This is a genomic window from Bacillus cereus group sp. MYBK95-2 (assembly GCF_051915225.1).
GTDB lineage: Bacteria > Bacillota > Bacilli > Bacillales > Bacillaceae_G > Bacillus_A > Bacillus_A cereus.
This window is the reverse complement of record NZ_JBQAEH010000010.1, coordinates 179,023-205,432: the sequence shown is the minus strand read 5'-3', so window position 1 is coordinate 205,432 and position 26,410 is coordinate 179,023. Positions and strand designations below refer to the sequence as shown.

The following is a 26,410-nucleotide window of genomic DNA, read 5'->3' as shown; positions in this document are numbered from 1 at the left end:
ATGATGGCAGAGAGGTCACACCCGTTCCCATACCGAACACGGAAGTTAAGCTCTCTAGCGCCGATGGTAGTTGGGACCTTGTCCCTGTGAGAGTAGGACGTTGCCAGGCAATATTATTCCGCAGTAGCTCAGCGGTAGAGCTATCGGCTGTTAACCGATCGGTCGTAGGTTCGATTCCTACCTGCGGAGCCATTGGAGAGCTGTCCGAGTTGGCCGAAGGAGCACGATTGGAAATCGTGTATACGTCACAAGCGTATCAAGGGTTCGAATCCCTTGCTCTCCGCCATAGGATTTATAATATTTGGCCCGTTGGTCAAGTGGTTAAGACACCGCCCTTTCACGGCGGTAACACGGGTTCGAATCCCGTACGGGTCACCACTTTGGAGGATTAGCTCAGCTGGGAGAGCACCTGCCTTACAAGCAGGGGGTCGGCGGTTCGATCCCGTCATCCTCCACCATATAAATTTTATATGAATAGTATTATCGCGGGGTGGAGCAGCACGGTAGCTCGTCGGGCTCATAACCCGAAGGTCGCAGGTTCAAATCCTGTCCCCGCAACCAAATGGTCCCGTGGTGTAGTGGTTAACATGCCTGCCTGTCACGCAGGAGATCGCCGGTTCGACCCCGGTCGGGACCGCCATTTTAATAAGGCTCGGTAGCTCAGTCGGTAGAGCAGAGGACTGAAAATCCTCGTGTCGGCGGTTCGATTCCGTCCCGAGCCACCATTTATTTTAATAAAATACGCCGGCTTAGCTCAATTGGTAGAGCAACTGACTTGTAATCAGTAGGTTGGGGGTTCAAGTCCTCTAGCCGGCACCATGTAAGTTTCGGAGGGGTAGCGAAGTGGCTAAACGCGGCGGACTGTAAATCCGCTCCTTCGGGTTCGGCAGTTCGAATCTGCCCCCCTCCACCATTTACATAGGGGCATAGTTTAAAGGTAGAACTGAGGTCTCCAAAACCTCCAGTGTGGGTTCGATTCCTACTGCCCCTGCCAAATATATTTACACAACATGGCGGTTGTGGCGAAGTGGTTAACGCACCGGATTGTGGCTCCGGCATTCGTGGGTTCGATTCCCATCAGTCGCCCCATTTTTATTTTAAAAATTACAAATAATCTAATGGATACTTACATATAATTAAGTAAGAATTCGATGGGCTATAGCCAAGCGGTAAGGCAACGGACTTTGACTCCGTCATGCGCTGGTTCGAATCCAGCTAGCCCAGCCATTTTTGCGGAAGTAGTTCAGTGGTAGAATACAACCTTGCCAAGGTTGGGGTCGCGGGTTCGAATCCCGTCTTCCGCTCCAATAAAATTTTATATGGCGGCATAGCCAAGTGGTAAGGCAGAGGTCTGCAAAACCTTTATCACCGGTTCAAATCCGGTTGCCGCCTTTTCTTTTGTGCCGATGTGGCGGAATTGGCAGACGCGCACGACTCAAAATCGTGTTCCTTCGGGAGTGTCGGTTCGACCCCGACCATCGGTATCATGAACGGCGTAATAAAAGACTCTACACCAAATGTGTAGAGTCTTTTTATATTTTCATCACACTATAAAATAAGCAAAATGGTGTGTTGATGAAATGGTTATAAATGATTAAGGTAAACTTATTCATTTAGTACATGCGATACAGTTGGGGAAAGCTACAAAACAATAAAGGGATAAATTTTTATCCCTTTATATAATTTCATTATTTTATAGAGAATTTCTCCAACCTGGTGACATGAAGTTAAATCCGACGCCACCAGTAGATATTAGTACATGATCAGCTGTTAATTTCGTAATTTCTAAGAACTTCTTTTCAAACTCTTCTCTGTTGTATTTGTACATAGTTGAGTGGCATGACCACATGTGCGTTGAAGTACTCAACCAGTCTCCTAATTCCTTTAATTCAGGAAACGACTCAAATCGAATTGGTTCATCTAATTTCATGAATCTCACTTGATAGATAGTTGGGTTTAATTTTTCTCCTATTCCTTTAAAAGCATGTGATTTTTTGTCTTTGGAATGTGTCATAATTCACCCTCCATCTTTTCTTCAAATTTTTTCCTATTTTTATTATACAACAATAGAAAACAATTATGGGAATAATATGGAAATCTTTATTGGCAATATAAAAAGACTGTAACAGAAATGTTAGAGTCTTTTTGTTAAATTATACTATGTGCTTCTAAAATTCGTAATAAACGTAGGAATTCATGTATAATATAACTTGTCGAAAGAACAAAATGATAGTGATTTATATTATGTCTGTAATATGAATCAAAAATGAACTTTTTATATTTCTTTTAAAAATGTGTTGAACACACATTATATTTCATATTAATATTTTTATGTAGATTTAAAACGGGAAAGAGAGTGGAAAGTATGGGCCGTAAATGGAACAATATTAAAGACAAAAAAGCATCAAAAGATGCAAATACAAGCCGTATATACGCGAAATTTGGGCGTGAAATTTATGTGGCAGCAAAACAAGGCGAGCCAGATCCAGAATCAAACCAAGCACTAAGAGTTGTATTAGAGCGTGCGAAAACATACAATGTTCCAAGAACAATTATTGATCGTGCAGTTGAAAAAGCAAAAGGCGGTTCAGAAGAAAATTATGACGAGCTTCGTTATGAAGGATTCGGACCAAATGGAGCTATGGTTATTGTAGATACACTTACAAATAACGTAAACCGTACTGCAGCAGATGTACGAGCTGCATTTAGCAAAAACAGTGGTAATATGGGTGTGAACGGTTCTGTAGCTTACATGTTTGATGCGACAGCTGTTATCGGCCTTGAAGGTAAAACATCAGATGAAGTTCTTGAAATTTTAATGGAAGCAGATGTAGATGCACGTGACATTCTAGAAGAAGAAGATTCTGTTATCGTGTATGCTGAACCAGATCAATTTCATGCAGTACAATCTGCACTTAAAGGTGCTGGCGTTGAGGAGTTTACAGTTGCAGAATTAACAATGCTTGCACAAAGTGATGTAACACTTCCTGAAGATGCTCAAGCACAATTTGAGAAAATGGTTGATGCATTAGAAGATTTAGAAGATGTTCAACAAGTTTATCACAACGTAGACTTAGGAGAGTAATACGATAGATGACCCTTTTCGCTTAGCGGATAGGGTCTTTTTTATGAAGTTAATTAAGGTGATGAAGTATTAAAGGTATTTTGTTGTAGGTAGGGAATATGATTATAGGGATATATAAAATATTCATTATCTCTAGGAGGCTTAATATGGAACATAAGACACCAAAGCATATCGTTGCTGTAGCAGGTTATTTAACAAATGAAAAAAATGAAGTGTTATTAACAAAAGTGCACTGGCGAGCTGATACGTGGGAGTTGCCAGGAGGACAGGTAGAAGAAGGCGAAGCGCTCGATCAAGCTGTCTGTAGGGAAATAAAAGAGGAAACAGGGTTAACGGTGAAGCCTATCGGAATTACAGGCGTTTATTATAATACTTCTATGCATATTCTAGCTGTCGTTTTTAAAGTAGCATATATAAGTGGTGAAATAAAAATTCAACCTGAAGAAATACAAGAGGCTAAATTTGTTGATTTAAATGAAGAGAACATAGATGAGTATATAACGCGTCCTCATATGAAATCCAGAACGCTTGATGCAATGAGAGCAACACATTTTATTCCGTATGAAACGTGGGAAGTACAGCCGTATAATTTAATAGGAAGATTGTAAAGAAAAGAGTAGCCGATTTGAGATACATTCGAATCACTACTCTTTTTTTGTATACTGTTTAAGAAAAAGGTCAAAATAATAATAGCACTAGTATTGATTTTGGGAACGTTTGTTCTGTATAATAAATCTATATGTTATATACATTTAGATTACTAGATAGTCAAAAGTATATATATTTGTAGATGATATAATTAAAGTGTAAAGTGAAAATATAATAGTCTTAAGGGTTTCTCTTTTATTGGTTATTCGTACTTTAACATAACCTATATTCAATATTTCAGATGAATAGTAGATAAAAAAAGACTGTGATACAATACTTTTTTATCCCACTATTTGCTGGGCAGTAAGCTTGATTAATGAGGACCGATTAAAGTTTCACTTTATACCTTACAATGATGTAAGGTACGTGTAAGAGAAATCGATGGGATATTTTTTTACAATAATGTATTCTTAAAGTAAGAGTTATATGCTGTGTGGAAAAGAGGTGTTCAAGATGAAAGAACGAGTATTATCTAGGGTGAACTATCATCAAAAAGTTGCATTAAATCCAATGACTAAACTTTTTTATAAAGCCATTATATTATTATTATTGTTAAGTTGTACGTTATTATTCATTGGAAATGTAATGATTGAGAAAAGTGATATTAGTAAATTACATGTACCGGCTAAGTTAGAGGTGCCAGAATCATTAACACATGCATTTATTGCGACAGAAGATAAAAGATTTTATCATCATAACGGTTTAGATTATATAGCAATTATTAGGGCCTCTGTTGAGAATATAAAGGCTGGTGGTGTCGTGCAAGGAGGAAGCACAATTACACAGCAGCTATCTAAAAATGCCTTTTTAACGAATGAACGTACATTTTCTCGGAAGTGGAAAGAGATTTTTTATACGAAAAAAATTGAACGCACATTTACGAAGGATGAAATATTAAAATTATATGTAAGCAATATTTATTATGGAGAAGGAGCATGGGGAATTGAAAAAGCAGCAAACCTTTACTTCGGTAAAAAGGTGAACCAATTAACGTTGGCTGAAAGTGCAATGATGGCTGCTGTAGTAAAAGCACCTGCTTATTACTCACCTGCCCAAAATTATGATAAAGCAGTAGAGAGACGTAATGTCGTTTTGAGACTAATGGAGAAAGAAGGCTATATAAGCCATGATGAGTATGTTCAAGCAGTTAGTGAGAAATTGGTAATTCGTCATGATATAAAAATAGAGCAGTCGATGTTAAATAGCGCGCGTAAAAAAGCAGTAAGTTAAGAGAAGTTCCTATAGAGGAGCTTCTTTTTTTGAATAAATTGTGACAAATTGTGACACAATATCGTCACAATTATTGTGTTTTTGTAATTTATGTGAGCGTGTTCATTGCGTGACGTATATAAGTGTTGATATTATGTGTATTGTGTACAATGCTGTATACAGAATATGAATTTAAAGAGGAATGTATATGAAATCAAATAAACTCATGGCTCTTGGTATAGTTTTTTCTATCGCAGTATTGATTGTAATTGGAACAATTGCGTATAGCATCATAAATGACAAAAAAGATAAAGGGAATGAGATGTTTGCTTATTCTACGCAACAATCTTTAGGGAAAGATGATGCTCCAGTTAAGGTAGTTGAATTTGGAGACTTTAAATGTCCTGCTTGTCGTACTTGGGATGTAACAGTATTACCTCGATTAAAAGAAGAGTATATTGATAAAGGCAAAGTGCAGTTATATTTTATTAACTTCCCATTTATCGGAAAAGACTCAGATTTAGGTGCAGCAGCTGGTGAAGCAATTTATAAACAAGATAAAGATTCATTCTGGATTTTCTATGATGAGATTTATCAAAATCAAAAGAAAGATACGGAAGAATGGATTACAGAAGATTTGCTTCTTAGCATTGTGAAAGAGAAACTTCCAAAAGTTGATGTAGAGCAATTTAAGAAAGATTTACACAGTAAAGACATTAAAGAAAAAGTAAGTAAAGATTCAGATCGTGCTCAAAAATTAAAAGTTCAAGGTGCTCCTTCTGTATATGTAAACGGAAATCTTGCAAATCCTGATTTTGATAGTATGAAGAAGGCAATTGATAAAGAATTGAAAAAGTGATGAGGTCTCTCATCACTTTTTCGACTTTTTTCGATAAAATTCTTGCCTCTACTTTTTTTACATGCTATACTATTTTACATAAGTTATTCTAATATCTTATATGTAATTCATATTTGCGGGTGTAGTTTAGTGGTAAAACAAGAGCCTTCCAAGCTCTGGTCGAGAGTTCGATTCTCTTCACCCGCTCCAAATTTTATTAAAAGTTTTTCTATAAATTGTGATCAACGCAGTGTTTCGTTTCCGAGATAAACGAGGCATTGCGTTTTTTAATGTTTGAAAAATATAATTACATGCGAAAATAGAAGTAAATGATAGTATTCCAAACGTGAATTACTAACCAATAGAGTGGTTACATAAGGGGTGGATTCATCTGAGGAGGCGATTAAGAGTGGATTTTGAACAATTAAAGCAAGATGTAATTGCGTATAGTAAAACAATTGGCATAGATAAAATAGGCTTTGCGAGCGCTTCTCCTTTTGAGGAATTAAAGCAGCGCTTAATCCAGCAACAACAATTAAATTATCAATCTGGATTTGAAGAGCCTGATATAGAGAAGAGAACGAATCCGCAACTGTTATTACCGGGTGCTAAATCAATTATTGCGATTGCTTTAGCATATCCTTCAAAATTAAAAAATGCACCATTAAGTAAGCGTGGAGAACGCCGTGGGATTTTTTGTCGTGCTTCTTGGGGACAAGATTATCATCTTGTTTTACGAGATCGTTTGCAAAAATTAGAGGCATATTTAATTGAAAAACTTCCCGATATAGAAGTGAAGTCCATGGTTGATACAGGTGAATTAAGTGATCGAGCTGTATCAGAGCGTGCTGGTATTGGATGGAGCGGTAAAAACTGCTCTATTATTACACCTGAATTTGGTTCGTACGTATACTTAGGGGAAATGATTACAAATGTTCCATTCCCGCCAGATAAGCCGATAGAAGATCAATGCGGAGGCTGTACGAAATGTATCGATATTTGCCCTACCGGTGCTTTAATACAGGGGGGACAGTTAGATTCGAAGAAGTGCATTGCGTTTTTAACACAAACGAAAGGATTCCTACCTGAAGAATATCGCGATAAAATAGGAAATCGCATATATGGATGTGATACGTGTCAGACTGTTTGTCCGAAAAACAAAGGAATGGATTTTCATAATCATCCTGAGATGGAGCCGGATCCTGAGCTAGTTAAACCATTATTAACGCCACTTTTAACAATTAGTAATCGTGATTTTAAAGAGAAATATGGGATTATGTCAGGGTCATGGAGAGGGAAAAAACCACTGCAAAGAAATGCGATTTTAGCATTAGCACATTTTAAAGAAGCATCGGCAATTCCAGATTTAATTGGTGTTATGAAAGATGACCCAAGACCGGTACTACGCGGAACGGCAGCATGGGCACTTGGGAAAATTGGCGGAGATGGAGTAGGCGAAGCGATTGAGAAAGCGATGGAACGTGAGAAAGATGAAGAAGTGCTTCATGAAATGAATCGCGGGCTTGAATTGTTAGCACAGAAAAAAGAGTAGATAATATTTCCCTTTTTCATATTGTAATATGGGAGGGAGACAGAATGGTTGTAAAAACGAAGATTGAAAACCAAGTACAACAATTTTTAGCATATATAACGGAGAAAAGAACGAATGTGGATGGTATTGCTGAGGATTTACTACAAATGGCACTGAGAAAGAAACAATTGTTTCAAAGGCGTAGTGCACATATAGTGAAAGCAACTGCGGATGTTTCTTTCATTAGACAATTAAATAGTAATGACCATCAAGAAATTGATTATCAAATACATTTTAAATATTTAATTAAGCATAAAGAATTATTTTATATTGAAGAGGAACAATTAAAACGAAGAGTTTGTTTAAATAATAGTCGAATTATAGGCGATTCTGCTATTGAAGTGTCAGAAGAAATTAGAATGGGTGAGACATTAGAAAGGGATATTACGAAAGAGAAGTACGGTTCTTATCAGTATAATCGTTTAGAGGCAGTGAAATATGCAGAGCGTTGGTGGGATGACCGGAATCCTATGTATCGTAATTTCCCTGATAATTGTACGAATTTCATTTCTCAATGTCTTCATACTGGAGAAGTACCTATGAACGGGTATCCTAATATTCGTAAAGGATGGTGGCAAAGGGAGAATCAGTGGAGTTGGAGCTGGGCTGTTGCACATTCTTTTTATTGGTATTTGTCAGGTGCTACAACAGGACTTCGAGCAGAGGCGGTAGAGAGGCCAGAAGAACTTATTCTTGGAGATGTCATTGCTTATGATTTCGAGGATGACGGAAGATGGAATCATACGACGATTGTAGTAGCAAAAGATGCAGATGGTATGCCGCTTGTAAATGCACATTCAGCGAATAGCCGTCGACGTTATTGGAACTATGAAGACTCTAGTAAATATACACCACAAATGAAATATAAATTCTTTCATATTATTAATGGGTAGAGATTTTTCGCTCAAGTGGTATAATACGTAGTAGACAAAAAACAGAGGTGAATATCGCGTGGGAGTACATGTTGTTTTATATCAGCCAGAAATTCCAGCAAATACAGGGAATATTGCTCGTACTTGTGCAGCAACTGGAACAGAATTACATTTGATTAGACCGCTTGGATTTTCAACGGATGATAAAATGTTAAAGCGTGCAGGATTAGATTATTGGCAGCACGTAAAAATTACGTATTATGATTCAATTGAAGAATTTTATGAAAAAAATAAAGACGGTGAATTCTTCTATTTAACAAAGTATGGCGAGAAAGCTCATACAGCGTTTGACTATAGCAAGCGTGAGAAGGATTACTATTTTGTATTTGGAAGAGAAACAAACGGCTTACCAGCTAATGTAATCGAAGAAAACTTTGATCATTGTTTACGTATTCCAATGACAGATAAAGTACGTTCATTAAATTTATCTAATACAGCAGCAATTTTAATTTATGAAGCGTTCCGTCAACAAAATTACCCTGGATTAGATTTAGAAATCGTTTATTAAAAGTCGCCATATGGCGACTTTTTTTTATAAAATAAAAATAATATATAATCATACATTTAAAAGAGAGGACATAATCATATAGAATGGGATATATGATTAAAAATAGATAAGACGGGTTGAGATAAATATGAAGGAAGAATATAGTAATCAAAATACCTTTTTAAGTATGATAGATATGGATTTAATTAGACAAGGATTATTACATGCTATTCAAGATTTAGTATTCATATTGAAAGTTATTGATAATGAAACGTTTCAATATATGTATGTGAATAAAATAGGAATGGATTATGCTAGGTTAAGCGAAGAGTGCTATGGAAAAACTTTTGCAGAAGTATTACCAAAAGATATAGCGGGGATATTGCAAAGGCAATATGCAAAAGTAGTGAGAGAAGCGAAAGCACACACCTTTTGTGATGTAGTCAATTTACCAAAAGGTGAGATACATTATGAATCTTCACTTAATCCTGTCTGCGACGAAGAAGGAATATGTCAATTTGTTATTTGCATTACAAGAGATATTACAGCTCAAATTGAGGAGAAGACAAAGATAGAGGAAAAACAAATGTTATTTAAGTCGTTACTGGAATATAATAATGACTCAATTATATCTATAGATTCTATAGGGAGAGTTACATATGCAAATCCGGCAACGTATGAAATATTTGGATACCGGTATGAGGAATTAAATAATAAATTTATTTTTGAATTCATTAATAAAGAATATGAAAAAGATTTTCAAATTATATTTAAGGGATCGATGCAAGGAAAAGCAAAACAAATTGTTTCAAAGAAATATGTTCATAAAGAAGGGTACGAGCTATATATTTCTTTGAGAACTATCCCGATTATTGTGAACGGTGAAATTGTTGGGATTTATATTGTTACGAGAGATGTTACAAGGCAAGTATTAAACGAAATGCGAACAGAATATTTAGCTTACTATGACCAGTTAACGGGATTAATGAATAGAATTTCATGTACAAATAAGTTAAATACTTTTTTAAATGAGAGTGTAAATTTTGCGCTTGTATTTATAGATTTAGATGAGTTTCATCGTATTAATGATACATTTGGTCATAAAGAGGGAGATAAAGTATTACAAAAAGTTACAGAATGTTTAAGCAATCTAAAAATAGAAGGTATGCACTTATTTAGAGAACACGATGATCAATTTGTTATGTTGATAGAAAATATAAAGAAAGAATATGTAGAGGAAGTTGCAAAAAGCATACTGAAAAATATTAGTGAATATTTTGTAATCGAAGAAGAAGATGTATATTTAAGTGCATCAATTGGAATTGTAATGGCTCCAGCAGATGGAGAAGATGAAAAAATACTATTTCAGAGGGTCGATGCTGCTTTAGAAAAAGCAAAAGAAAAAGGAAAAGGACATTATCATTTTTATTGTAGTGGATTAGACTGTGAGCGTGAACAAAGGTTTATAATAGAAAACCAGTTACATCGTGCTATAGAAAAAAATGAATTTTTCTTATATTATCAGCCACAAATTAATATTGAAACGAAAAAAATAGCTAGTATGGAAGCTTTAATAAGGTGGGAGAATAAGGAATTAGGATTTGTTTCTCCAAACCAATTTATTCCGTTGGCAGAAAGAACAGGATTTATTATTAAGCTCGATGAATGGGTAGTAAATCAAGTGTGTCAGCAACTGCGCGAATGGTTAAATAAAGGATATGAAGTGGTCCCAATTGCGGTTAATATTTCAGCTAGACACTTTCGTTCTATTACATTAATAGAGATGATTACACGGGCTTTAAATAAGTACAATGTATCAGCTCATTTATTAGCGATAGAGGTTACAGAAGGAGCTCTTATACATAAAGATATATCAAAGAGAGTGTTACTACAATTAAAAGAACAAAATTTAAAGATTCATTTAGATGATTTTGGAACAGGCTATTCATCTTTAAGTTATTTAAAAACATATCCAATTGATACTTTAAAAATTGATCGTTCTTTTATGGAAGGTATACATATAGATGAACGTGATACGAATATTACAGCTGCAATTATTCATTTAGCTCATACTTTAGAATTGAATATAATTGCAGAAGGAGTAGAAAAAAAGGAGCAAATACAGTTTTTGAAAGAAAAGAATGTGAAGCTTGTACAAGGTTATTATTATAGCCGACCACTATCCAAATATGATATGGAAAATATGTATTATAAATAAAAAAATGATGTGCTAAAAGCACATCATTTTTTATGTGTACCTGGTTTGTCATTGTAACCGGATGTAAAAATAGCTGTAAGAAATGTGAGTGATACACCTAAAATTAATAATAATTTCATACTAATATCCTCCTTACTGTTTTCGGTTTATGAGTTTTATTTATTATCCAAAATGTATGTAAGGTTCTTAGAAGAAAAGAATTTATTTATAATGAATAGCAGTGTAAAAATGTTAATACCTATATTATACAGAATTTTCTTTGAATTTTGGAGAGAATTTTAGCGTGCTATTATATATTTCGTTTTGATTTAAAGAATGTTTAAGGACATCCTAGCATACCTTTTATAATAATCCGATTGAACAAGGAGATGGGGGAGGAGCTATAATGGATATTCTAAAAAAGATTGAACAGCATCGAGCAGCAGAAGAACGTTTACAATGGGAAGGTACGTTTGCGGAGTATTTGGAGCTTGTGAAAGAAAGACCATGGGTGGCTCAAACAGCACACTCTCGCATTTACAATATGATAAAAGACGCTGGAATTGAAGAAGTTGATGGTAGAAGAAAGTATAACTTCTTTAGTAATCAGCTCTTTGGATTAGAGGATGCTCTAGAACGTCTTGTAGAGGAATATTTTCATCCATCTGCAAAACGATTAGATGTTAGAAAAAGAATTTTATTATTAATGGGTCCTGTTAGTGGAGGGAAATCAACGTTAGTTACAATGTTGAAACGAGGATTAGAAACATATTCAAGAACAGATCGCGGAGCAATTTTTGCAATTAAAGGATGCCCAATGCACGAGGATCCACTGCATTTAATTCCACATCATTTACGAGATGATTTCTTTGATGAGTATGGGGTTAGAATTGAAGGGAATTTATCACCACTAAATGTCATGCGTTTAGAGCAAGAATACGGATCAAGAATTGAGGATGTAGTTGTAGAGCGTATTTTCTTCTCTGAAGATCGCCGTACAGGGATTGGTACATTTAGCCCGTCTGATCCAAAATCACAGGATATTGCAGATTTAACAGGTAGTCTGGACTTTTCTACGATTGCAGAATATGGTTCAGAATCAGATCCGCGTGCGTATCGATTTGATGGAGAGTTAAATAAGGCAAACCGAGGAATGATGGAGTTCCAAGAGATGTTAAAATGCGATGAGAAGTTTTTATGGCACTTATTATCGCTTACGCAAGAAGGGAATTTCAAAGCGGGAAGATTTGCGCTTATTTCAGCAGATGAATTAATTGTAGCGCATACGAATGAAACAGAGTATCGCTCATTTATAGCAAATAAGAAAAATGAAGCATTGCACTCAAGAATTATTGTAATGCCAGTTCCTTATAATTTACGAGTAAGTGAAGAAGAACATATTTATGAAAAAATGATTCGTGAAAGTGATGTATCGAATGTTCACATTGCACCACACACACTTCGCGTTGCAGCAATGTTCACTATTTTAACTCGTTTAAAAGATCCGAAGCGTCCGGATATTGATTTAATTAAAAAGATGCGTTTGTATGATGGAGAAACGGTAGAAGGTTATAATGCGATTGATGTAGAAGAATTACAACGCGAATATCAAGATGAAGGTATGAAGGGTATTGATCCTCGTTATGTCATTAACCGAATTTCGTCTACAATCATTCGAAAAGAGGTACCATCTATTAACGCGTTAGATGTACTTAGATCTTTAAAAGATGGGCTAGATCAGCATCCATCCATTAGTAATGAAGACCGTGAACGTTACATGAACTTCATCTCATTAGCGAGAAAAGAATACGATGAAATCGCGAAGAAAGAAGTACAAAAAGCGTTTGTTTATTCATATGAAGAATCAGCTAAGACGCTTATGGATAATTACTTAGATAACGTTGAGGCGTACTGCAATAAATCGAAATTACGTGATCCGTTAACAGGAGAAGAAATGAGTCCAGATGAAAAATTAATGCGCTCAATTGAAGAGCAAATTGGAATTTCAGAAAATGCTAAGAAAGCGTTCCGTGAAGAGATTTTAATTCGCATTTCTGCTTATGCCCGTAAAGGAAAACGCTTTGATTATAATTCACATGAACGTCTTCGTGAAGCGATTCAGAAAAAACTATTTGCTGATTTAAAAGATATAGTGAAAATTACAACATCAACGAAAACGCCGGACGAAAATCAGCTTAAGAAAATCAATGATGTTGTTGCGCGTTTAATTGATGAGCATGGCTATAATTCTTCTTCAGCAAACGAATTACTACGCTATGTAGGTAGCTTGTTAAACAGATAGTTTGATAACAAAACGCTGTCTCTTGTATTTTGCGGGACAGCGTTTTATTATCCGTTCATATGTGTATAAAGTGTCATACCTTGTCCAAATGTAATAAATTAAGATGCAATTTCATGAATTTATTGTCAATTATTTTTACAATATGCATATGATAGAGTAACCAACCATTCATACGAAAAAAGCCAACACAATACAATATGTTGCAAAGTAAAAATGTGTGCAACAATGCATTGTGTTTCTTTCTTATCAGTGGCTGAATATTTCTTTCTATTATGTGAGTGGCAAAATTTTGTTTAGGATGCTCGGGGTATTGTATGAAAAACGTTATAAATGTTTATGGGATGATTTTCTGTGGGCAGTTACCTTTCAAACATTCTAGCTTGCACATTACAGAACAAAATTTATAGATTGCTGTTCATACAGGAAGACAATTACAGTAAGGAGGGAAAGGAATGGGCGAAGAAAATCAACCAAATTATACGATTTCACAGGAAAACTGGTCCCTCCATCGCAAAGGATATGACGACCAACAGCGCCATCAAGAAAAAGTACAAGAGGCAATTAAGAATAATTTACCCGATCTTGTAACAGAAGAAAGTATAGTTATGTCTAATGGCAAGGATGTTGTAAAAATACCAATTCGTTCTCTAGATGAATATAAGATTAGATACAATTATGATAAAAATAAACATGTTGGGCAAGGAAACGGTGACAGCAAAGTTGGTGATGTCGTTGCGAGAGATGGATCAGGTGGTCAAAAACAAAAAGGGCCAGGAAAAGGGCAAGGAGCAGGAGATGCAGCTGGGGAAGATTACTATGAAGCTGAAGTCTCTATTTTAGAATTAGAGCAAGCGTTTTTCAGAGAGTTAGAACTGCCTAATTTAAAGAGAAAAGAAATGGATGAAAACCGGATTGAACATGTTGAATTTAATGACATTAGAAAAACAGGATTATGGGGAAATATCGATAAGAAACGAACAATGATATCCGCATATAAACGAAATGCGATGGGTGGTAAAGCATCTTTTCATCCAATTCATCAAGAAGACTTAAAGTTCCGCACTTGGAATGAAGTATTAAAGCCAGATTCAAAAGCTGTTGTATTAGCGATGATGGATACGAGTGGATCGATGGGAATATGGGAGAAATATATGGCACGTAGCTTCTTTTTCTGGATGACAAGATTTTTACGCACAAAGTATGAAACAGTTGATATTGAATTTATTGCTCATCATACAGAAGCGAAAGTCGTTACAGAAGAAGAATTTTTCTCAAAAGGAGAAAGTGGCGGAACAATATGTTCTTCCGTATATAAAAAAGCATTAGAACTTATCGATAATAAATATTCACCTGACCGCTATAATATTTATCCATTCCATTTTTCAGATGGTGATAATTTAACATCAGATAATGCTAGATGTGTAAAACTTGTTGAAGAGCTAATGAAGAAGTGTAATATGTTTGGGTATGGGGAAGTGAATCAGTACAACCGCCACAGTACACTCATGTCAGCCTATAAAAATATTAAAGATGAAAACTTTAGATACTATATTTTAAAGCAAAAAGCAGACGTATTTCATGCGATGAAAAGCTTTTTTAGAGAAGAATCAGGTGAGAAAATGGCATAACCTCTTTTAAAGAGGTTCTTTTTTTGTAAACTTTTTATTTTTTCAGTTGACAACGATAATGAAAATCATTATCATTTATTCGAGAAATGATTACATTTTGAATTATATATTTCGGAGGAGATGTAAAGTTGAAACAAAATAAAAGAAAACGTATAAATGCAATGATTATAGCGGCGGCGTTATCACTTCCGTTTGCTGTGTATTCAACACCTGCTTTAGCGGCAGTAGCAATTGAGGTGAATAAAACTGGACAAGGTTTAGAAGATGGTACATATGACGCTGTTATTAAAGCGTATAAAGATAAAACGAATGAAGAGTCTATGGCAGCTGTTTATATAAAGGATCCGAAATTAACAATTGAGAATGGAAAGAAAATTGTAACAGCAACGTTAAGTGATAGTGATTTCTTTCAATACTTGAAGACAGAGGATATTCACACTCCAGGTGTGTTTCATGATGTGAAAGTAATATCAGAAGACAAAAAGAAAAATGGAACGAAAGTGATTCAGTTTGAAGTAGGGGAATTAGGAAAAAGGTATAATATGCGAATGCATATTTATATTCCAACAATGTCCTATGACAATAAGTACCAAGTACAGTTTGAAGTAAATACATTGAATTTAGAGAACAATGTTCCAGAAAAACAAAAGAAAAATAAAGAGGAGCAACAAGATGAAAACGGAAATGTAATATTAGATAAGCAATTACAAAAATATATTAATAAATATAACTTAAATAGAGATAATGTAGATGCGCCAATCACAAAGAAAGATTTATTACAAATTAAAACTTTATCCATTTATTCAGGTAAAGGAATAAATAAAATAACTGGTTTAGAGTATATGACAAATTTAGAGAAGTTGACGTTACGAGAGTCTAATGTAAAAGACATATCAGCCATCTCGAAGTTGAGAGGTTTGAAGTACGTTGATTTAACGTCTAATTCAATTGAAAGTATTCACCCAATTGAGCAGTTAGAGAATATTAATATGCTTTTTTTAAGAGATAATAAAATTTCTGATCTTACACCATTAAGTAAAATGAAAAAAATTAAAACATTAGATTTAATCGGTAATAACATTAAAGATATCCAGCCATTATTTACATTATCAACTATGAAACAATTATACTTAGCAAATAATCAAATCAGTGATCTTACGGGAATTGATCGATTAAATAATGTGGAACTATTATGGATAGGGAACAATAAAATTAATAATGTTGAATCTATTAGTAAAATGAGTAATCTTATTGAACTAGAAATTTCTGATAGTGAAATAAAAGATATATCACCATTATCTCAATTAGGAAATTTACAAGTGCTGAATTTAGAAGAGAATTATATCTCTGATATATCGCCGTTGAGCACTTTAACAAATTTACATGAGATAAATCTTGGAGCTAATGAAATTTTTGACGTAAGGCCTGTTGAGGAATTAGGTAAGCGAATTTCAATTGACATTCAAAGACAAAAAATCTTTTTAAATGAAGCAAGTGTAGATGAAGAAATAAAAATCCCAGTATACAACCTTAAAGGAGAGCCACTTCAAAATATTAATCTACAAAGTGAGGGGGCTACTCTGAATAACGGATTTATAAAATGGAATAGTCCTGGAGAAAAAATATATGAATTTAAACTAGATACTAATTCTACTGAAAGTAAAATAAGATTTAATGGCACGGTTATACAGAATATAGTTGAAAAACAAAAAGAAAGTCAAAATGTAATTCTCGATAAAACTTTACAACAACATATTAATAAAGAGAATTTAGGTAGAGAGAATGTAAACGCTCCTATCACAAAAGAAGATTTATTACAGATTAAAAAATTAGAGATACTTAAAGAAAAAGGAAATGAGATAAAAGATATAACAGGTTTAGAATACATGACGAACTTAGAAAACCTCACTTTAGAAGGAGTAGGCCTGAAAAATATTGAGTTTATCTCAAACTTGAAACAATTGAATAATGTGAATGTATCTCATAATCAAATTGAAGATATAACACCACTATCTTCATTGGAAAATTTACAGTGGTTAAATCTTGCGGACAATCATATTAAAGATGTAACGGTTATTGGTTCCATGCTAAACTTATTTAGCTTAAATTTAGCTGGAAATGAGATTCGTGATGTAAGGCCGTTAATACAATTAGGTCAGTGGTTTACAATTGATGTTGGAAGACAAAATATCATTTTAAATGATGCAAAAATAAACGAAGAAATTCAAGTTCCTGTATATGATTTAGAAGGAGAAAGTATTGAAAATATTCAATTGGCAAGTGAGGGAGGGACGTTTAATAACGGAGTAATAAAATGGAATACCCTAGGTGAAAAGGTGTATAAATTTGATTTAGATTCTGATGAAATTAGCATCAGGTTTAACGGAACAGTTATACAGAATATAGTGGAAAAAGAAGAAGTTGAAGAAACAAAAGAAGAAGTGAAAGAACCGGTAAAAGAAGTTGAAAGTACAAAAGAAGAAGTGAAAGAACCGGTAAAAGAAGTTGAAAGTACAAAAGAAGAAGTGAAAGAGCCAGTAAAAGAAGTTGAAAGTACAAAAGAAGAAGTGAAAGAGCCAGTAAAAGAAGTTGAAAGTACAAAAGAAGAAGTGAAAGAACCGGTAAAAGAAGTTGAAGAAACAAAAGAAGAAGTGAAAGAACCGATAAAAGAAGTTGAAGGTAAAAAAGAAGAAGTGAAAGAACCGGTAAAAGAAGTTGAAGGTAAAAAAGAAGAAGTGAAAGAACCGGTAAAAGAAGTAAAAGAGGAAGTAAAAGAGCCAACGAAAGAAGTTGAAGAAGCGAAAGAGGAAGTGGACGAGCCAACAACAGGAGTTGAAGGATCGAAAGCGGAGGTAAAAGAAACAGGAAAAGAAATTGAAGGTTCAAAAGACGCGGTAAATCAATCAGTAGTAGTCCAAGAACAAAACGTGAATAATCAAGTTGTGAAAGAAAATAAACCAGCTGTTAATAAGCAAGAAGAAAGTAAGAAATCATTAGGAGCAACAGGTGGACAAGAGAATACATCAACATTACTTTCAGGCATAGCGTTAGTTCTTTCAGCACTGAGTATGTTTGTATTTAGAAAGAGATTATTTAAGAAATAAAAAACGTTTTATCTTATTATAACGTAAGATGATTATATGAGTTTTTGAGAAGACATTATCATGGCGATTTCATTTTGAAATATGCTTATGGTGATGTCTTTTTTAGAAGGATATAAATGGAAAAGGTGTGAATATATTAGTGAAGGAGGAGAGGTTATGTATGTCAGTTCTATTTTGAAAATTGAAGAGGTGGCAGCATTTATTGCGAATATGAATAAAGATGCTACTCATCATGTTGGCTATTGTGGAGATGAGAAAGAGGAGTTGTTACAGACAATTATTCATGATTTTTCAGATATAGGCTGGGAACAATCTTTTGTTGCTACTTATGAGAATAATAATTTAATAGGTTTATTAGGATTTGATGTGGATGAAGTAAAGAAATGTGCAGAGATATGGGGGCCGTTTATTATCGCAGAGAATTGGGAAGAAGTTGCTTTACATATGTGGAAGGAACTTATAGAAAAGGTGCCTTTTCATATTGAGAGATTTTATGGTTTTTATCATGTGGAAAATAATAATTGTGCCCGTTTAATGAGGAATTTACATGCAAAAGAACAAGGTCGACATAGTATTCTCGTTTTAAATAATATTGTGGAGCACCGTATTATATGTAATGTAGAAGAGGCTTTACCACAAGTGTTTGAGCAGTTTATCGCTTTACACAATCATGTGTTTTCTAATACGTATTATGACGGAAACAAAATTATTGAACGTTTAAGTAATACGAATAAATTATTTGTAAGTATGAAGAATGATAAGTTAGAAGGTTATGTATATGTGGAAGTAAATCCAGAGTTTCAAGAAGCGAATATCGAATTTATTGCAACCGCTGAAAATAGTAGAAGAAAAGGTGTCGGAGAGCGGTTATTACAAAAGGCAATTCAGTATATTATTTCCTTCCAAGGAATGAAGGAGATAGAATTATGTTTGAATACGAATAATGATCGTGCGATGAAATTGTACAAGAAAGTAGGATTTGAGGAGAAGGCATGTTTACAACACTATATAATAGAGTGAAAACCCATTCGTATGAAAATTATATTTCATACGAATGGGTTTTATTAATCTACTTTTCCCTCAGTTGTTACGGATTCAGAAGTAATTTGAGGTGCTAATCGTTACATAACCTTTTTTATTTTTTGAGATACTTCTTTTGTTTGCAAATTAACATCTTCTTTTCGCAGCTCCTTAAAGAGCGAAATGACCATAAGAACGACTACGATAGAAAATGGTAGTGCTGCGATGATAGCTGCGATTTGTAGTGCATTTAATCCTCCAGCTTGTAATAAAATAGCGGCAATTATCGCGATTGTTAATCCCCATATAAGTTTTAAACTATTTTTCGGTGATAAGCTTCCGTTACTCGTTTGCATTGAAACAACAAATGTTGCTGAATCGGCAGAAGTAACGAAAAATGTGGCTACTAAAATTAACCCGATAATCGTTAAAAATGTAGAGAATGGTAGATGTGAAATAACAGCAAATAATCCAATCTCTGTACCATTTTTTGCAATTTCATCAGCTATTCCAAGCGATTGGAACATTTCCATATGAATTGCGGTACCACCAAATACTGCAAACCAAAATGTACAGATAAGGGTTGGGACTAATACAACTCCAAAAATAAATTCTTTTATTGTGCGTCCTTTAGAAATACGAGCGATGAATGTACCGACGAATGGAGACCAAGAGATCCACCATCCCCAATAGAAAATAGTCCAGTTTTCAATCCAAGCAGAAGATTTTTCATTAAATGCTCCTAAATTTAATCCCATACTAGGTAAAGCTCCAATATAAGAACCGAGTGTAGATGTGAAATATTTCATAATAAATACAGTTGGTCCTAAAAATAAGAAAGAGATGAGTAAAATACCTGCAAGAGAGAAATTCAAGTTACTCAAATATTTAATCCCACGATCTAAGCCAGTTTGTGCACTTGTTAAATATAAAACAGCGAAGGTAGCTATAAGTACGAGCTGGGTAAGTAAAGTGTTATGAATGGAAGGGAATAAATAGCTTAATCCTCCAGCAATTTGTTGAGCACCAATCCCAACAGATGGTACAATGCCAAACACTGTGGCTAAAACAGCTAAAATATCAACTGTTTTTCCGATACGAGAATTTTTCGATCGATTAAATAATGGAGTAACTGTAGCCCCGATAGTGCTACCTTTTTGTTTGCGGAATGTGAAATATGCAATTGTTAAAGCGACCATTGCGTATAGTGACCACGGAAAGAGTCCCCAGTGGAAAAATGAATATTGCATAGCGAGTTTGGCGCTTTCTTCTGTACCTGCTTTTCCTGTTAACGGATCTGTAAAATGTGAAATCGGTTCAGCGATTCCATAAAAGAGGAGTCCAATTCCCATTCCTGCCCCAAACAACATGGATAGCCAAGATGGATAATTATATTTTGGCTTTTCTCCATCTTTACCGAGACGAATAGAACCGTACTTGGAAAATGCTAAATAAGCAGCCAAAATAATCATTGTAGTCATAAGTAGAGAGTAAAACCATCCAAATTTATTGAGGATAAATGAGTTTAAAGAAGATGTAACACTTTGTAAATCGTAGCCTTGTATCCAACTTGCTGGGGTAATTCCCCATATAATGAATAATGTTGTTAGCAAGAAGGAGATATAAAATACACTGTTTTCTTTTTTTATCATAGAATCCCACCCTTATTTAATAAAGTTAACAATTATAATAATCATAACAATTAAGTTTTTAATTGTCAAAAAATTCCCTTTTTATAATGTGAAAGGATGCAATTTGTTTTAGGGAGGTAAAGAGCAATGCGTTCACGATATGTACAAATTATAGGAAGAAATAATATGAAATATTGCATTTTATATTGTTACATCCAGATTTTATGTTAAATTCTTGAATGGAATATTAAAATAGGGGGTCAGGATATGAACAAGAAATCAAAGATCAATAAAGTGATGCTTAGCATCAGTACAATGGCTTTATCGTTAGGCGCACTTCAAACTCATGCAGCAGCGGAAGAAAAAGTACCGTATAACGTGTTAAAAACGAAACCGGTTGGAATTGAAAAGTCGGTAGATGAAGTTGGACATATTTCAAAAGTTGATGAAACTTTATCATTTCAAGAACGTTTAAAAGTAGGAGATTTTTCACAGCGACCAGCATCTATTACGAAGAAAACTGCAGTAAAGCAGGTTAAAGAAAGCTATTCAATGGCTGATTTAAACAAAATGAATGACCAAGAATTAGTTGAAACGTTAGGCAGTATTAAATGGCACCAAATTACAGACTTATTCCAGTTTAATGAAGATGCAAAGGCTTTTTATAAAGATAAAGGAAAAATGCAAGTCATTATAGATGAATTAGCTCATAGAGGTAGTACATTTACGAAAGATGATTCAAAAGGAATTCAAACGTTTACTGAAGTGCTGCGTTCAGCTTTTTATCTTGCATTTTATAATAGTGAATTAAGCGACTTAAATGAAAGAAGCTTCCAGGATAAATGTTTACCTGCTTTAAAAGCAATCGCAAAAAATCCAAACTTTAAGCTTGGTACAGTTGAACAAGATACAGTCGTATCTGCATACGGTAAATTAATTAGTAATGCTTCAAGCGATGTTGAAACGGTTCAATACGCATCGAATATTTTAAAGCAATACAATGATAATTATACTACTTATGTAAATGATCGAATGAAGGGACAAGCAATATACGATATTATGCAAGGTATTGACTATGATATACAGTCGTACTTAACTGAGGCTCGTAAAGAAGCGAATGAAACGATGTGGTATGGAAAAGTAGATGGGTTTATTAATGAAATAAATCGTATTGCTCTTCTAAATGAAGTAACGTCAGAAAATAAATGGCTCGTTAATAATGGAATTTATTTTGCTAGCCGTTTAGGGAAGTTTCATAGCAATCCAAATAAAGGATTAGAGGTTGTTACACAAGCAATGCATATGTACCCGCGCTTAAGTGAACCGTATTTTGTTGCGGTAGAACAAATTACAACAAATTATAATGGTAAAGATTATAGCGGGAATACAGTAGATTTAGAGAAAATACGTAAAGAAGGAAAAGAGCAATACTTACCAAAAACATATACATTCGACGATGGATCAATTGTGTTCAAAACAGGAGATAAAGTATCAGAAGAAAAAATTAAGAGACTATATTGGGCTGCGAAGGAAGTAAAGGCACAGTATCACCGTGTAATTGGAAATGACAAAGCGTTAGAGCCAGGAAATGCGGATGATGTATTAACGATTGTAATTTATAATAGTCCAGATGAATATCAGTTAAATAGACAATTGTATGGATATGAAACAAACAATGGTGGAATTTATATTGAAGAGACAGGTACATTCTTTACATATGAGCGTACACCAGAGCAAAGTATTTATAGTTTAGAAGAGTTATTCCGTCATGAATTTACTCATTATCTGCAAGGGAGATATGAAGTTCCTGGTTTATTTGGAAGAGGAGATATGTATCAAAATGAAAGGCTAACTTGGTTCCAAGAAGGAAATGCAGAGTTTTTCGCAGGATCTACTCGTACGAATAACGTTGTACCAAGAAAGAGTATAATTAGCGGATTATCATCTGATCCTGCAAGCCGTTATACAGCAGAGCGTACACTATTTGCTAAATACGGTTCTTGGGATTTCTATAATTACTCGTTCGCATTGCAGTCTTACTTATATACGCATCAGTTTGAAACATTTGATAAAATTCAAGATTTGATTCGTGCGAATGACGTGAAAAATTATGATGCATATCGTGAAAATCTAAGTAAAGATCCTAAGTTAAATAAAGAGTATCAAGAGTATATGCAGCAGTTAATTGATAATCAAGATAAATATAATGTACCGGAAGTAGCAGATGATTATTTAGCTGAACATGCACCGAAATCGTTAACTGAAGTGAAAAAAGAAATTAGTGATACGTTGCCTATGAATGATACAAAAATGACAAAACATAATTCTCAATTCTTTAATACATTTACATTAGAAGGTACGTATACAGGTAGTGTCACAAAAGGTGAATCAGAAGATTGGAAAGCAATGAGTAAAAGAGTAAATGAATCTTTAGAACAATTGGCGCAAAAAGAATGGAGTGGCTACAAAACTGTTACAGCATACTTCGTCAATTATCGTGTGAATAGCTCAAATGAATTTGAATATGATGTAGTCTTCCATGGAATCGCAAAAGATGATGGAGAAAATAAAGCTCCAACGGTTAATATAAATGGCCCTTATAGCGGTCTTGTAAAAGAGGGAATTCAATTTAAAAGTGATGGCTCAAACGATGAAGATGGAAAAATTGTTTCTTATTTATGGGAATTTGGAGATGGAAGCACAAGTGTAGAAGTGAATCCAGTACATGTATATGAAAGAGAAGGTTCTTATAAAGTATCGTTAAGAGTAAAAGATGATAAAGGCAAAGAGAGCAGAAGCGAAACAACTGTTACGATTAAAGATGGAAGTTTAACAGAATCAGAACCAAATAATCGTCCAGAGGAAGCAAATCGTATCGGGCTAAATAGTACGATAAAAGGTCATCTTATTGGCGAGGACCACACTGATGTTTATACATTTAATGTAGCGTCAGCGAAAGATATCGACATTTCTGTTTTAAATGAGTATGGAATTGGGATGACATGGGTACTTCACCATGAATCAGATATGCAAAATTATGCAGCTTACGGTCAAGCCAATGGGAATCATATAGAAGCGAAATTTAATGCAAAACCAGGCAAGTATTACTTGTATGTATATAAATATGATAATGGCGATGGAACGTACTCATTATCAGTAAAGTGAAACTTTAATCATTCATCCCCCAATGATTATTAGCCCACACCAATCGGGGGAAAATAAGCGCTTTTCCAGTGTATGTTTAACTTTACTTTTTGTGGAAAATAGTATATTATATAGATATATAATATATCGGTTATTTTCTAGGAGGAGCCTGTCACAATAGGTTTCTCCTGTTCTTTTTTAGGGGCCTGTTTTACAGGCTTTTCTTTAAAGAGTAAATAACTGAAAATTAAGAACTATAATCTTTGAAAGAGGTGGGGCATACACATAACAAAAAAGGGATTGTTTAAGAAAGGGGGATAAGAAATGGTCTTGTTTGGTTATCCACTTGAAACAATTTATTTATATGGATTTATTATTGCTACTATACTCACTGTTATTTATATCTTCTTTGGAGATATATTTGAATCGATATTTAGTTTTGGGGGCGGATCTGTATCCGTTGTTACTTTATTACTTAGTTTCTTCGCCATGTTATGTGGGCTTAGTTATATAGGAGAGTACTTATTTTCCTTTAATAGTATTACTATTTTCGGGGCTGCATTTGCTATATCTTTTATCGGTGTTTTCATCATGAAAATACTAATTTTAAAACCGATTGCAGAAGCAGAACAAAATACCGTACAACGTATGGATGAATTTATCGGTTGCAAAGGAGAAGTCATTACGACAATTCCTACAGAAGGATTTGGTGAAGTATTAATTTTATCCCAATTTGGAAGTAATGCAATCCCAGCTAAAACTGTTGGAAAAAAAGATATTTCGCAAGGAACAGAGGTTATTATCGAGGGAGTCCAAGATGGTGTTTTACTTGTACAAAACATCGCTTATTCTTTAAAAAAACCAAAATTATAAGGGGGAATTTACATGACGATTCCATTAATTATCGGTGGAGTTTTACTGGCAATTTTAATTCTACTCATTTTAGTATTCATTACGAAGTATCGTACGGTTGGTCCAGATGAAGCGTTAATTGTTACAGGGAACTGGCTTGGTGGAGGAAAGAATGTTGTTACCACTGATGATGGAAAGAAGATTAAGATTATCCGCGGGGGCGGTACTTTCGTAGTTCCAATTATGCAAAGAGCAGAGCCTTTAAGCCTATTAAACTACAAATTAGAAGTTGGTACACGTGATACGTATACGAAGCAAGGTGTTCCAGTTACAGTAAATGGTGTTTCTATTATTAAAGTAGGTTCTACAATTGAAGAAGTATCTACTGCAGCTGAGCAATATTTAGGAAAAGAAACAGAAGAGTTAAAAGTAGAAGCAAAAGAGGTTTTAGAAGGTCACTTACGTGCAATCTTATCTTCTATGACAGTAGAGGATGCGTATAGTAATAGAGAGCAATTTGCTCAAAAGGTACATGAAGTAGCTTCTACAGATTTAAAGAAGATGGGACTTCGCATTGTTTCTTTCACAATTAAAGAAATAATGGATAAAAACGGATACTTAGATGCGCTTGGTCAGCCGCAAATTGCGACAGTTAAGCGTGATGCAACAATTGCAAATGCAGAGCGTGAAAAAGAAGCACGTATTGAAAAAGCACGTGCTGAAAAAGAGGCAAAAGAAGCAGAATATCAACGTGATGCACAAATCGCTGAAGCTGAAAAACATAAAGAATTAAAAGTACAGTCCTATAAGAGAGAACAAGAGCAAGCACGTGCAGATGCGGATCTTTCTTACGAATTACAACAAGCGAAAGCACAACAAGGTGTTACAGAAGAGCAAATGCGCGTTAAAATCATTGAGCGTGAAAAGCAAATCGAGTTAGAAGAAAAAGAGATTGCGCGTCGTGAAAAGCAATACGATGCAGAAGTTAAGAAAAAAGCAGATGCAGATCGTTATGCTGTTGAGCAATCAGCAGAAGCAGAAAAAGTAAAACAAATTAAAAAGGCAGATGCGGATCAATATAAGATTGAAGCTGAAGCGAGAGCTCGTGCGGAAGAAGTACGTGTGGAAGGTTTAGCGAAGGCGGAAATCGAAAAAGCGCAAGGTCAAGCGAAAGCGGAAGTACAAAAAGCGCAAGGTACAGCAGAAGCAGATGTTATTAGATTAAAAGGTTTAGCAGAAGCAGAAGCGAAACAAAAAATTGCTGAAGCATTTGAATTATATGGTCAAGCGGCAATTATGGATATGGTTCTTAAAATGCTTCCAAGTTATGCGAAGGAAGTTGCAAGTCCGCTTAGTAATATTGATAAAATCACAGTTGTCGATACAGGCGGCGGTGGTAAAAATAGCGGGGCCGGAAAAGTTGCGGGCTATGCGACTGATTTAATGGCAACGATGCAAGAAACGTTAAAGGCTTCTTCTGGAATTGACTTAAAAGAGCTATTAGAAGGATTTGCAGGAAAAGGAGCAGTGCAACAATTATCAAGTGATAAACCTGTTGTATCTGTAGTAGAAGATAAGAAAAAAGAAGTAGAAAAAGATAAAGAATAATAAGGTGGAAAGAACCTCTAGTAAGTGAAATACTAGAGGTTCTCCTATGAATTATAATATTTCGAATAATATACATTTTTATACATTGTTTTAATTATTTAATTTATATAGAATGAAAAAGATATGTATCAATT

17 protein-coding genes, 16 tRNA genes and 1 rRNA gene are annotated in these 26,410 nt (G+C 34.6%); 32 read left to right on the top strand and 2 right to left on the bottom strand.

The window, feature by feature from the left end:
• The 16 genes from rrf to ACTFN4_RS25790 form a co-directional block, all read left to right on the top strand.
• Positions 1 to 109 (top strand): 5S ribosomal RNA (rrf, locus tag ACTFN4_RS25865); the annotation flags it as partial.
• An 8-nt stretch (positions 110 to 117) separates the two neighbouring features.
• Positions 118 to 192 (top strand) — tRNA-Asn (locus ACTFN4_RS25860).
• 2 nt (positions 193 to 194) lie between these two features.
• Positions 195 to 286: transfer RNA gene (locus ACTFN4_RS25855), tRNA-Ser, on the top strand.
• A gap of 17 nt (positions 287 to 303) precedes the next feature.
• A tRNA-Glu gene (locus ACTFN4_RS25850) sits at positions 304 to 378 on the top strand.
• Between the two features lie 4 nt (positions 379 to 382).
• A tRNA-Val gene (locus tag ACTFN4_RS25845) sits at positions 383 to 458 on the top strand.
• A gap of 26 nt (positions 459 to 484) precedes the next feature.
• Positions 485 to 561, top strand: a tRNA-Met gene (locus ACTFN4_RS25840).
• 3 nt (positions 562 to 564) lie between these two features.
• Positions 565 to 640, top strand: a tRNA-Asp gene (locus tag ACTFN4_RS25835).
• Between the two features lie 9 nt (positions 641 to 649).
• Positions 650 to 725 (top strand) — tRNA-Phe (locus ACTFN4_RS25830).
• Positions 726 to 743: 18 nt separating this feature from the next.
• Positions 744 to 819 (top strand) — tRNA-Thr (locus ACTFN4_RS25825).
• Between the two features lie 10 nt (positions 820 to 829).
• Positions 830 to 913, top strand: a tRNA-Tyr gene (locus tag ACTFN4_RS25820).
• A 7-nt stretch (positions 914 to 920) separates the two neighbouring features.
• Positions 921 to 994, top strand: a tRNA-Trp gene (locus ACTFN4_RS25815).
• A 19-nt stretch (positions 995 to 1,013) separates the two neighbouring features.
• A tRNA-His gene (locus ACTFN4_RS25810) sits at positions 1,014 to 1,089 on the top strand.
• A 63-nt stretch (positions 1,090 to 1,152) separates the two neighbouring features.
• Positions 1,153 to 1,227: transfer RNA gene (locus ACTFN4_RS25805), tRNA-Gln, on the top strand.
• A gap of 5 nt (positions 1,228 to 1,232) precedes the next feature.
• A tRNA-Gly gene (locus ACTFN4_RS25800) sits at positions 1,233 to 1,307 on the top strand.
• A 14-nt stretch (positions 1,308 to 1,321) separates the two neighbouring features.
• A tRNA-Cys gene (locus ACTFN4_RS25795) sits at positions 1,322 to 1,392 on the top strand.
• A 10-nt stretch (positions 1,393 to 1,402) separates the two neighbouring features.
• A tRNA-Leu gene (locus ACTFN4_RS25790) sits at positions 1,403 to 1,484 on the top strand.
• 209 nt (positions 1,485 to 1,693) lie between these two features.
• Here the strand turns inward: ACTFN4_RS25790 and ACTFN4_RS25785 are convergent.
• The gene (locus ACTFN4_RS25785) at positions 1,694 to 2,014 is read right to left on the bottom strand and encodes a DUF3884 family protein (RefSeq protein WP_000149743.1); all 321 of its coding nucleotides are present in this window, start codon (positions 2,012 to 2,014) and stop codon (positions 1,694 to 1,696) included.
• 351 nt (positions 2,015 to 2,365) lie between these two features.
• Here ACTFN4_RS25785 and ACTFN4_RS25780 point away from each other — a divergent pair, with 351 nt between their 5' ends.
• The 13 genes from ACTFN4_RS25780 to ACTFN4_RS25720 all read left to right on the top strand — a co-directional run bounded on the left by ACTFN4_RS25780 (position 2,366) and on the right by ACTFN4_RS25720 (position 19,041).
• Complete coding sequence (locus tag ACTFN4_RS25780) at positions 2,366 to 3,085, top strand: YebC/PmpR family DNA-binding transcriptional regulator (RefSeq protein WP_000532952.1); 720 nt, start codon at positions 2,366 to 2,368, stop codon at positions 3,083 to 3,085.
• Positions 3,086 to 3,231: 146 nt separating this feature from the next.
• Positions 3,232 to 3,693, top strand: coding sequence for an NUDIX hydrolase (locus ACTFN4_RS25775; protein ID WP_000400455.1), 462 nt, complete (start codon positions 3,232 to 3,234; stop codon positions 3,691 to 3,693).
• Between the two features lie 493 nt (positions 3,694 to 4,186).
• Positions 4,187 to 4,963: a transglycosylase domain-containing protein gene (locus ACTFN4_RS25770; protein ID WP_000664715.1), complete on the top strand. Its 777-nt coding sequence runs from the start codon at positions 4,187 to 4,189 to the stop codon at positions 4,961 to 4,963.
• 187 nt (positions 4,964 to 5,150) lie between these two features.
• Positions 5,151 to 5,801, top strand: coding sequence for a DsbA family protein (locus ACTFN4_RS25765; protein WP_000841307.1), 651 nt, complete (start codon positions 5,151 to 5,153; stop codon positions 5,799 to 5,801).
• 115 nt (positions 5,802 to 5,916) lie between these two features.
• Positions 5,917 to 5,990, top strand: a tRNA-Gly gene (locus tag ACTFN4_RS25760).
• A 199-nt stretch (positions 5,991 to 6,189) separates the two neighbouring features.
• Positions 6,190 to 7,332: a tRNA epoxyqueuosine(34) reductase QueG gene (queG, locus tag ACTFN4_RS25755; RefSeq protein ID WP_000345215.1), complete on the top strand. Its 1,143-nt coding sequence runs from the start codon at positions 6,190 to 6,192 to the stop codon at positions 7,330 to 7,332.
• Positions 7,333 to 7,376: 44 nt separating this feature from the next.
• Positions 7,377 to 8,264: an amidase domain-containing protein gene (locus ACTFN4_RS25750; protein ID WP_000260591.1), complete on the top strand. Its 888-nt coding sequence runs from the start codon at positions 7,377 to 7,379 to the stop codon at positions 8,262 to 8,264.
• A gap of 58 nt (positions 8,265 to 8,322) precedes the next feature.
• On the top strand, positions 8,323 to 8,811 hold the full coding sequence (trmL, locus tag ACTFN4_RS25745; protein ID WP_000538147.1) for a tRNA (uridine(34)/cytosine(34)/5-carboxymethylaminomethyluridine(34)-2'-O)-methyltransferase TrmL: 489 nt from the start codon (positions 8,323 to 8,325) through the stop codon (positions 8,809 to 8,811).
• Between the two features lie 127 nt (positions 8,812 to 8,938).
• Entirely contained in the window at positions 8,939 to 11,008 is a 2,070-nt protein-coding gene (locus ACTFN4_RS25740; RefSeq protein ID WP_000657172.1) for a sensor domain-containing protein, read from the top strand.
• Between the two features lie 385 nt (positions 11,009 to 11,393).
• The gene (locus ACTFN4_RS25735) at positions 11,394 to 13,289 is read left to right on the top strand and encodes a PrkA family serine protein kinase (RefSeq protein WP_000353273.1); all 1,896 of its coding nucleotides are present in this window, start codon (positions 11,394 to 11,396) and stop codon (positions 13,287 to 13,289) included.
• A gap of 452 nt (positions 13,290 to 13,741) precedes the next feature.
• Positions 13,742 to 14,917, top strand: coding sequence for a sporulation protein YhbH (gene yhbH / locus ACTFN4_RS25730; RefSeq protein WP_000503517.1), 1,176 nt, complete (start codon positions 13,742 to 13,744; stop codon positions 14,915 to 14,917).
• A gap of 128 nt (positions 14,918 to 15,045) precedes the next feature.
• Complete coding sequence (locus ACTFN4_RS25725) at positions 15,046 to 18,021, top strand: leucine-rich repeat domain-containing protein (RefSeq protein ID WP_439962960.1); 2,976 nt, start codon at positions 15,046 to 15,048, stop codon at positions 18,019 to 18,021.
• A gap of 156 nt (positions 18,022 to 18,177) precedes the next feature.
• Positions 18,178 to 19,041 carry a GNAT family N-acetyltransferase gene (locus ACTFN4_RS25720; RefSeq protein ID WP_098213502.1) on the top strand — a complete coding sequence of 288 codons (864 nt, stop codon included), beginning with the start codon at positions 18,178 to 18,180 and terminating at the stop codon, positions 19,039 to 19,041.
• A 101-nt stretch (positions 19,042 to 19,142) separates the two neighbouring features.
• On the opposite strand, the gene opuD is transcribed toward ACTFN4_RS25720, so the two are convergent.
• On the bottom strand, positions 19,143 to 20,693 hold the full coding sequence (opuD, locus tag ACTFN4_RS25715; protein WP_000591577.1) for a glycine betaine transporter OpuD: 1,551 nt from the start codon (positions 20,691 to 20,693) through the stop codon (positions 19,143 to 19,145).
• A 246-nt stretch (positions 20,694 to 20,939) separates the two neighbouring features.
• Between opuD and colA the strand changes: the two genes are divergently transcribed.
• From colA to ACTFN4_RS25700, 3 genes are all read left to right on the top strand, one after another.
• A complete protein-coding gene (colA, locus tag ACTFN4_RS25710) occupies positions 20,940 to 23,837 on the top strand; it encodes a collagenase ColA (RefSeq protein ID WP_001036409.1) in 2,898 nt (965 codons plus the stop codon).
• Between the two features lie 303 nt (positions 23,838 to 24,140).
• Entirely contained in the window at positions 24,141 to 24,689 is a 549-nt protein-coding gene (locus ACTFN4_RS25705; RefSeq protein WP_000242445.1) for an NfeD family protein, read from the top strand.
• Between the two features lie 12 nt (positions 24,690 to 24,701).
• Entirely contained in the window at positions 24,702 to 26,276 is a 1,575-nt protein-coding gene (locus tag ACTFN4_RS25700) for a flotillin family protein (protein ID WP_000155021.1), read from the top strand.
• Positions 26,277 to 26,410 lie beyond the last annotated feature (134 nt).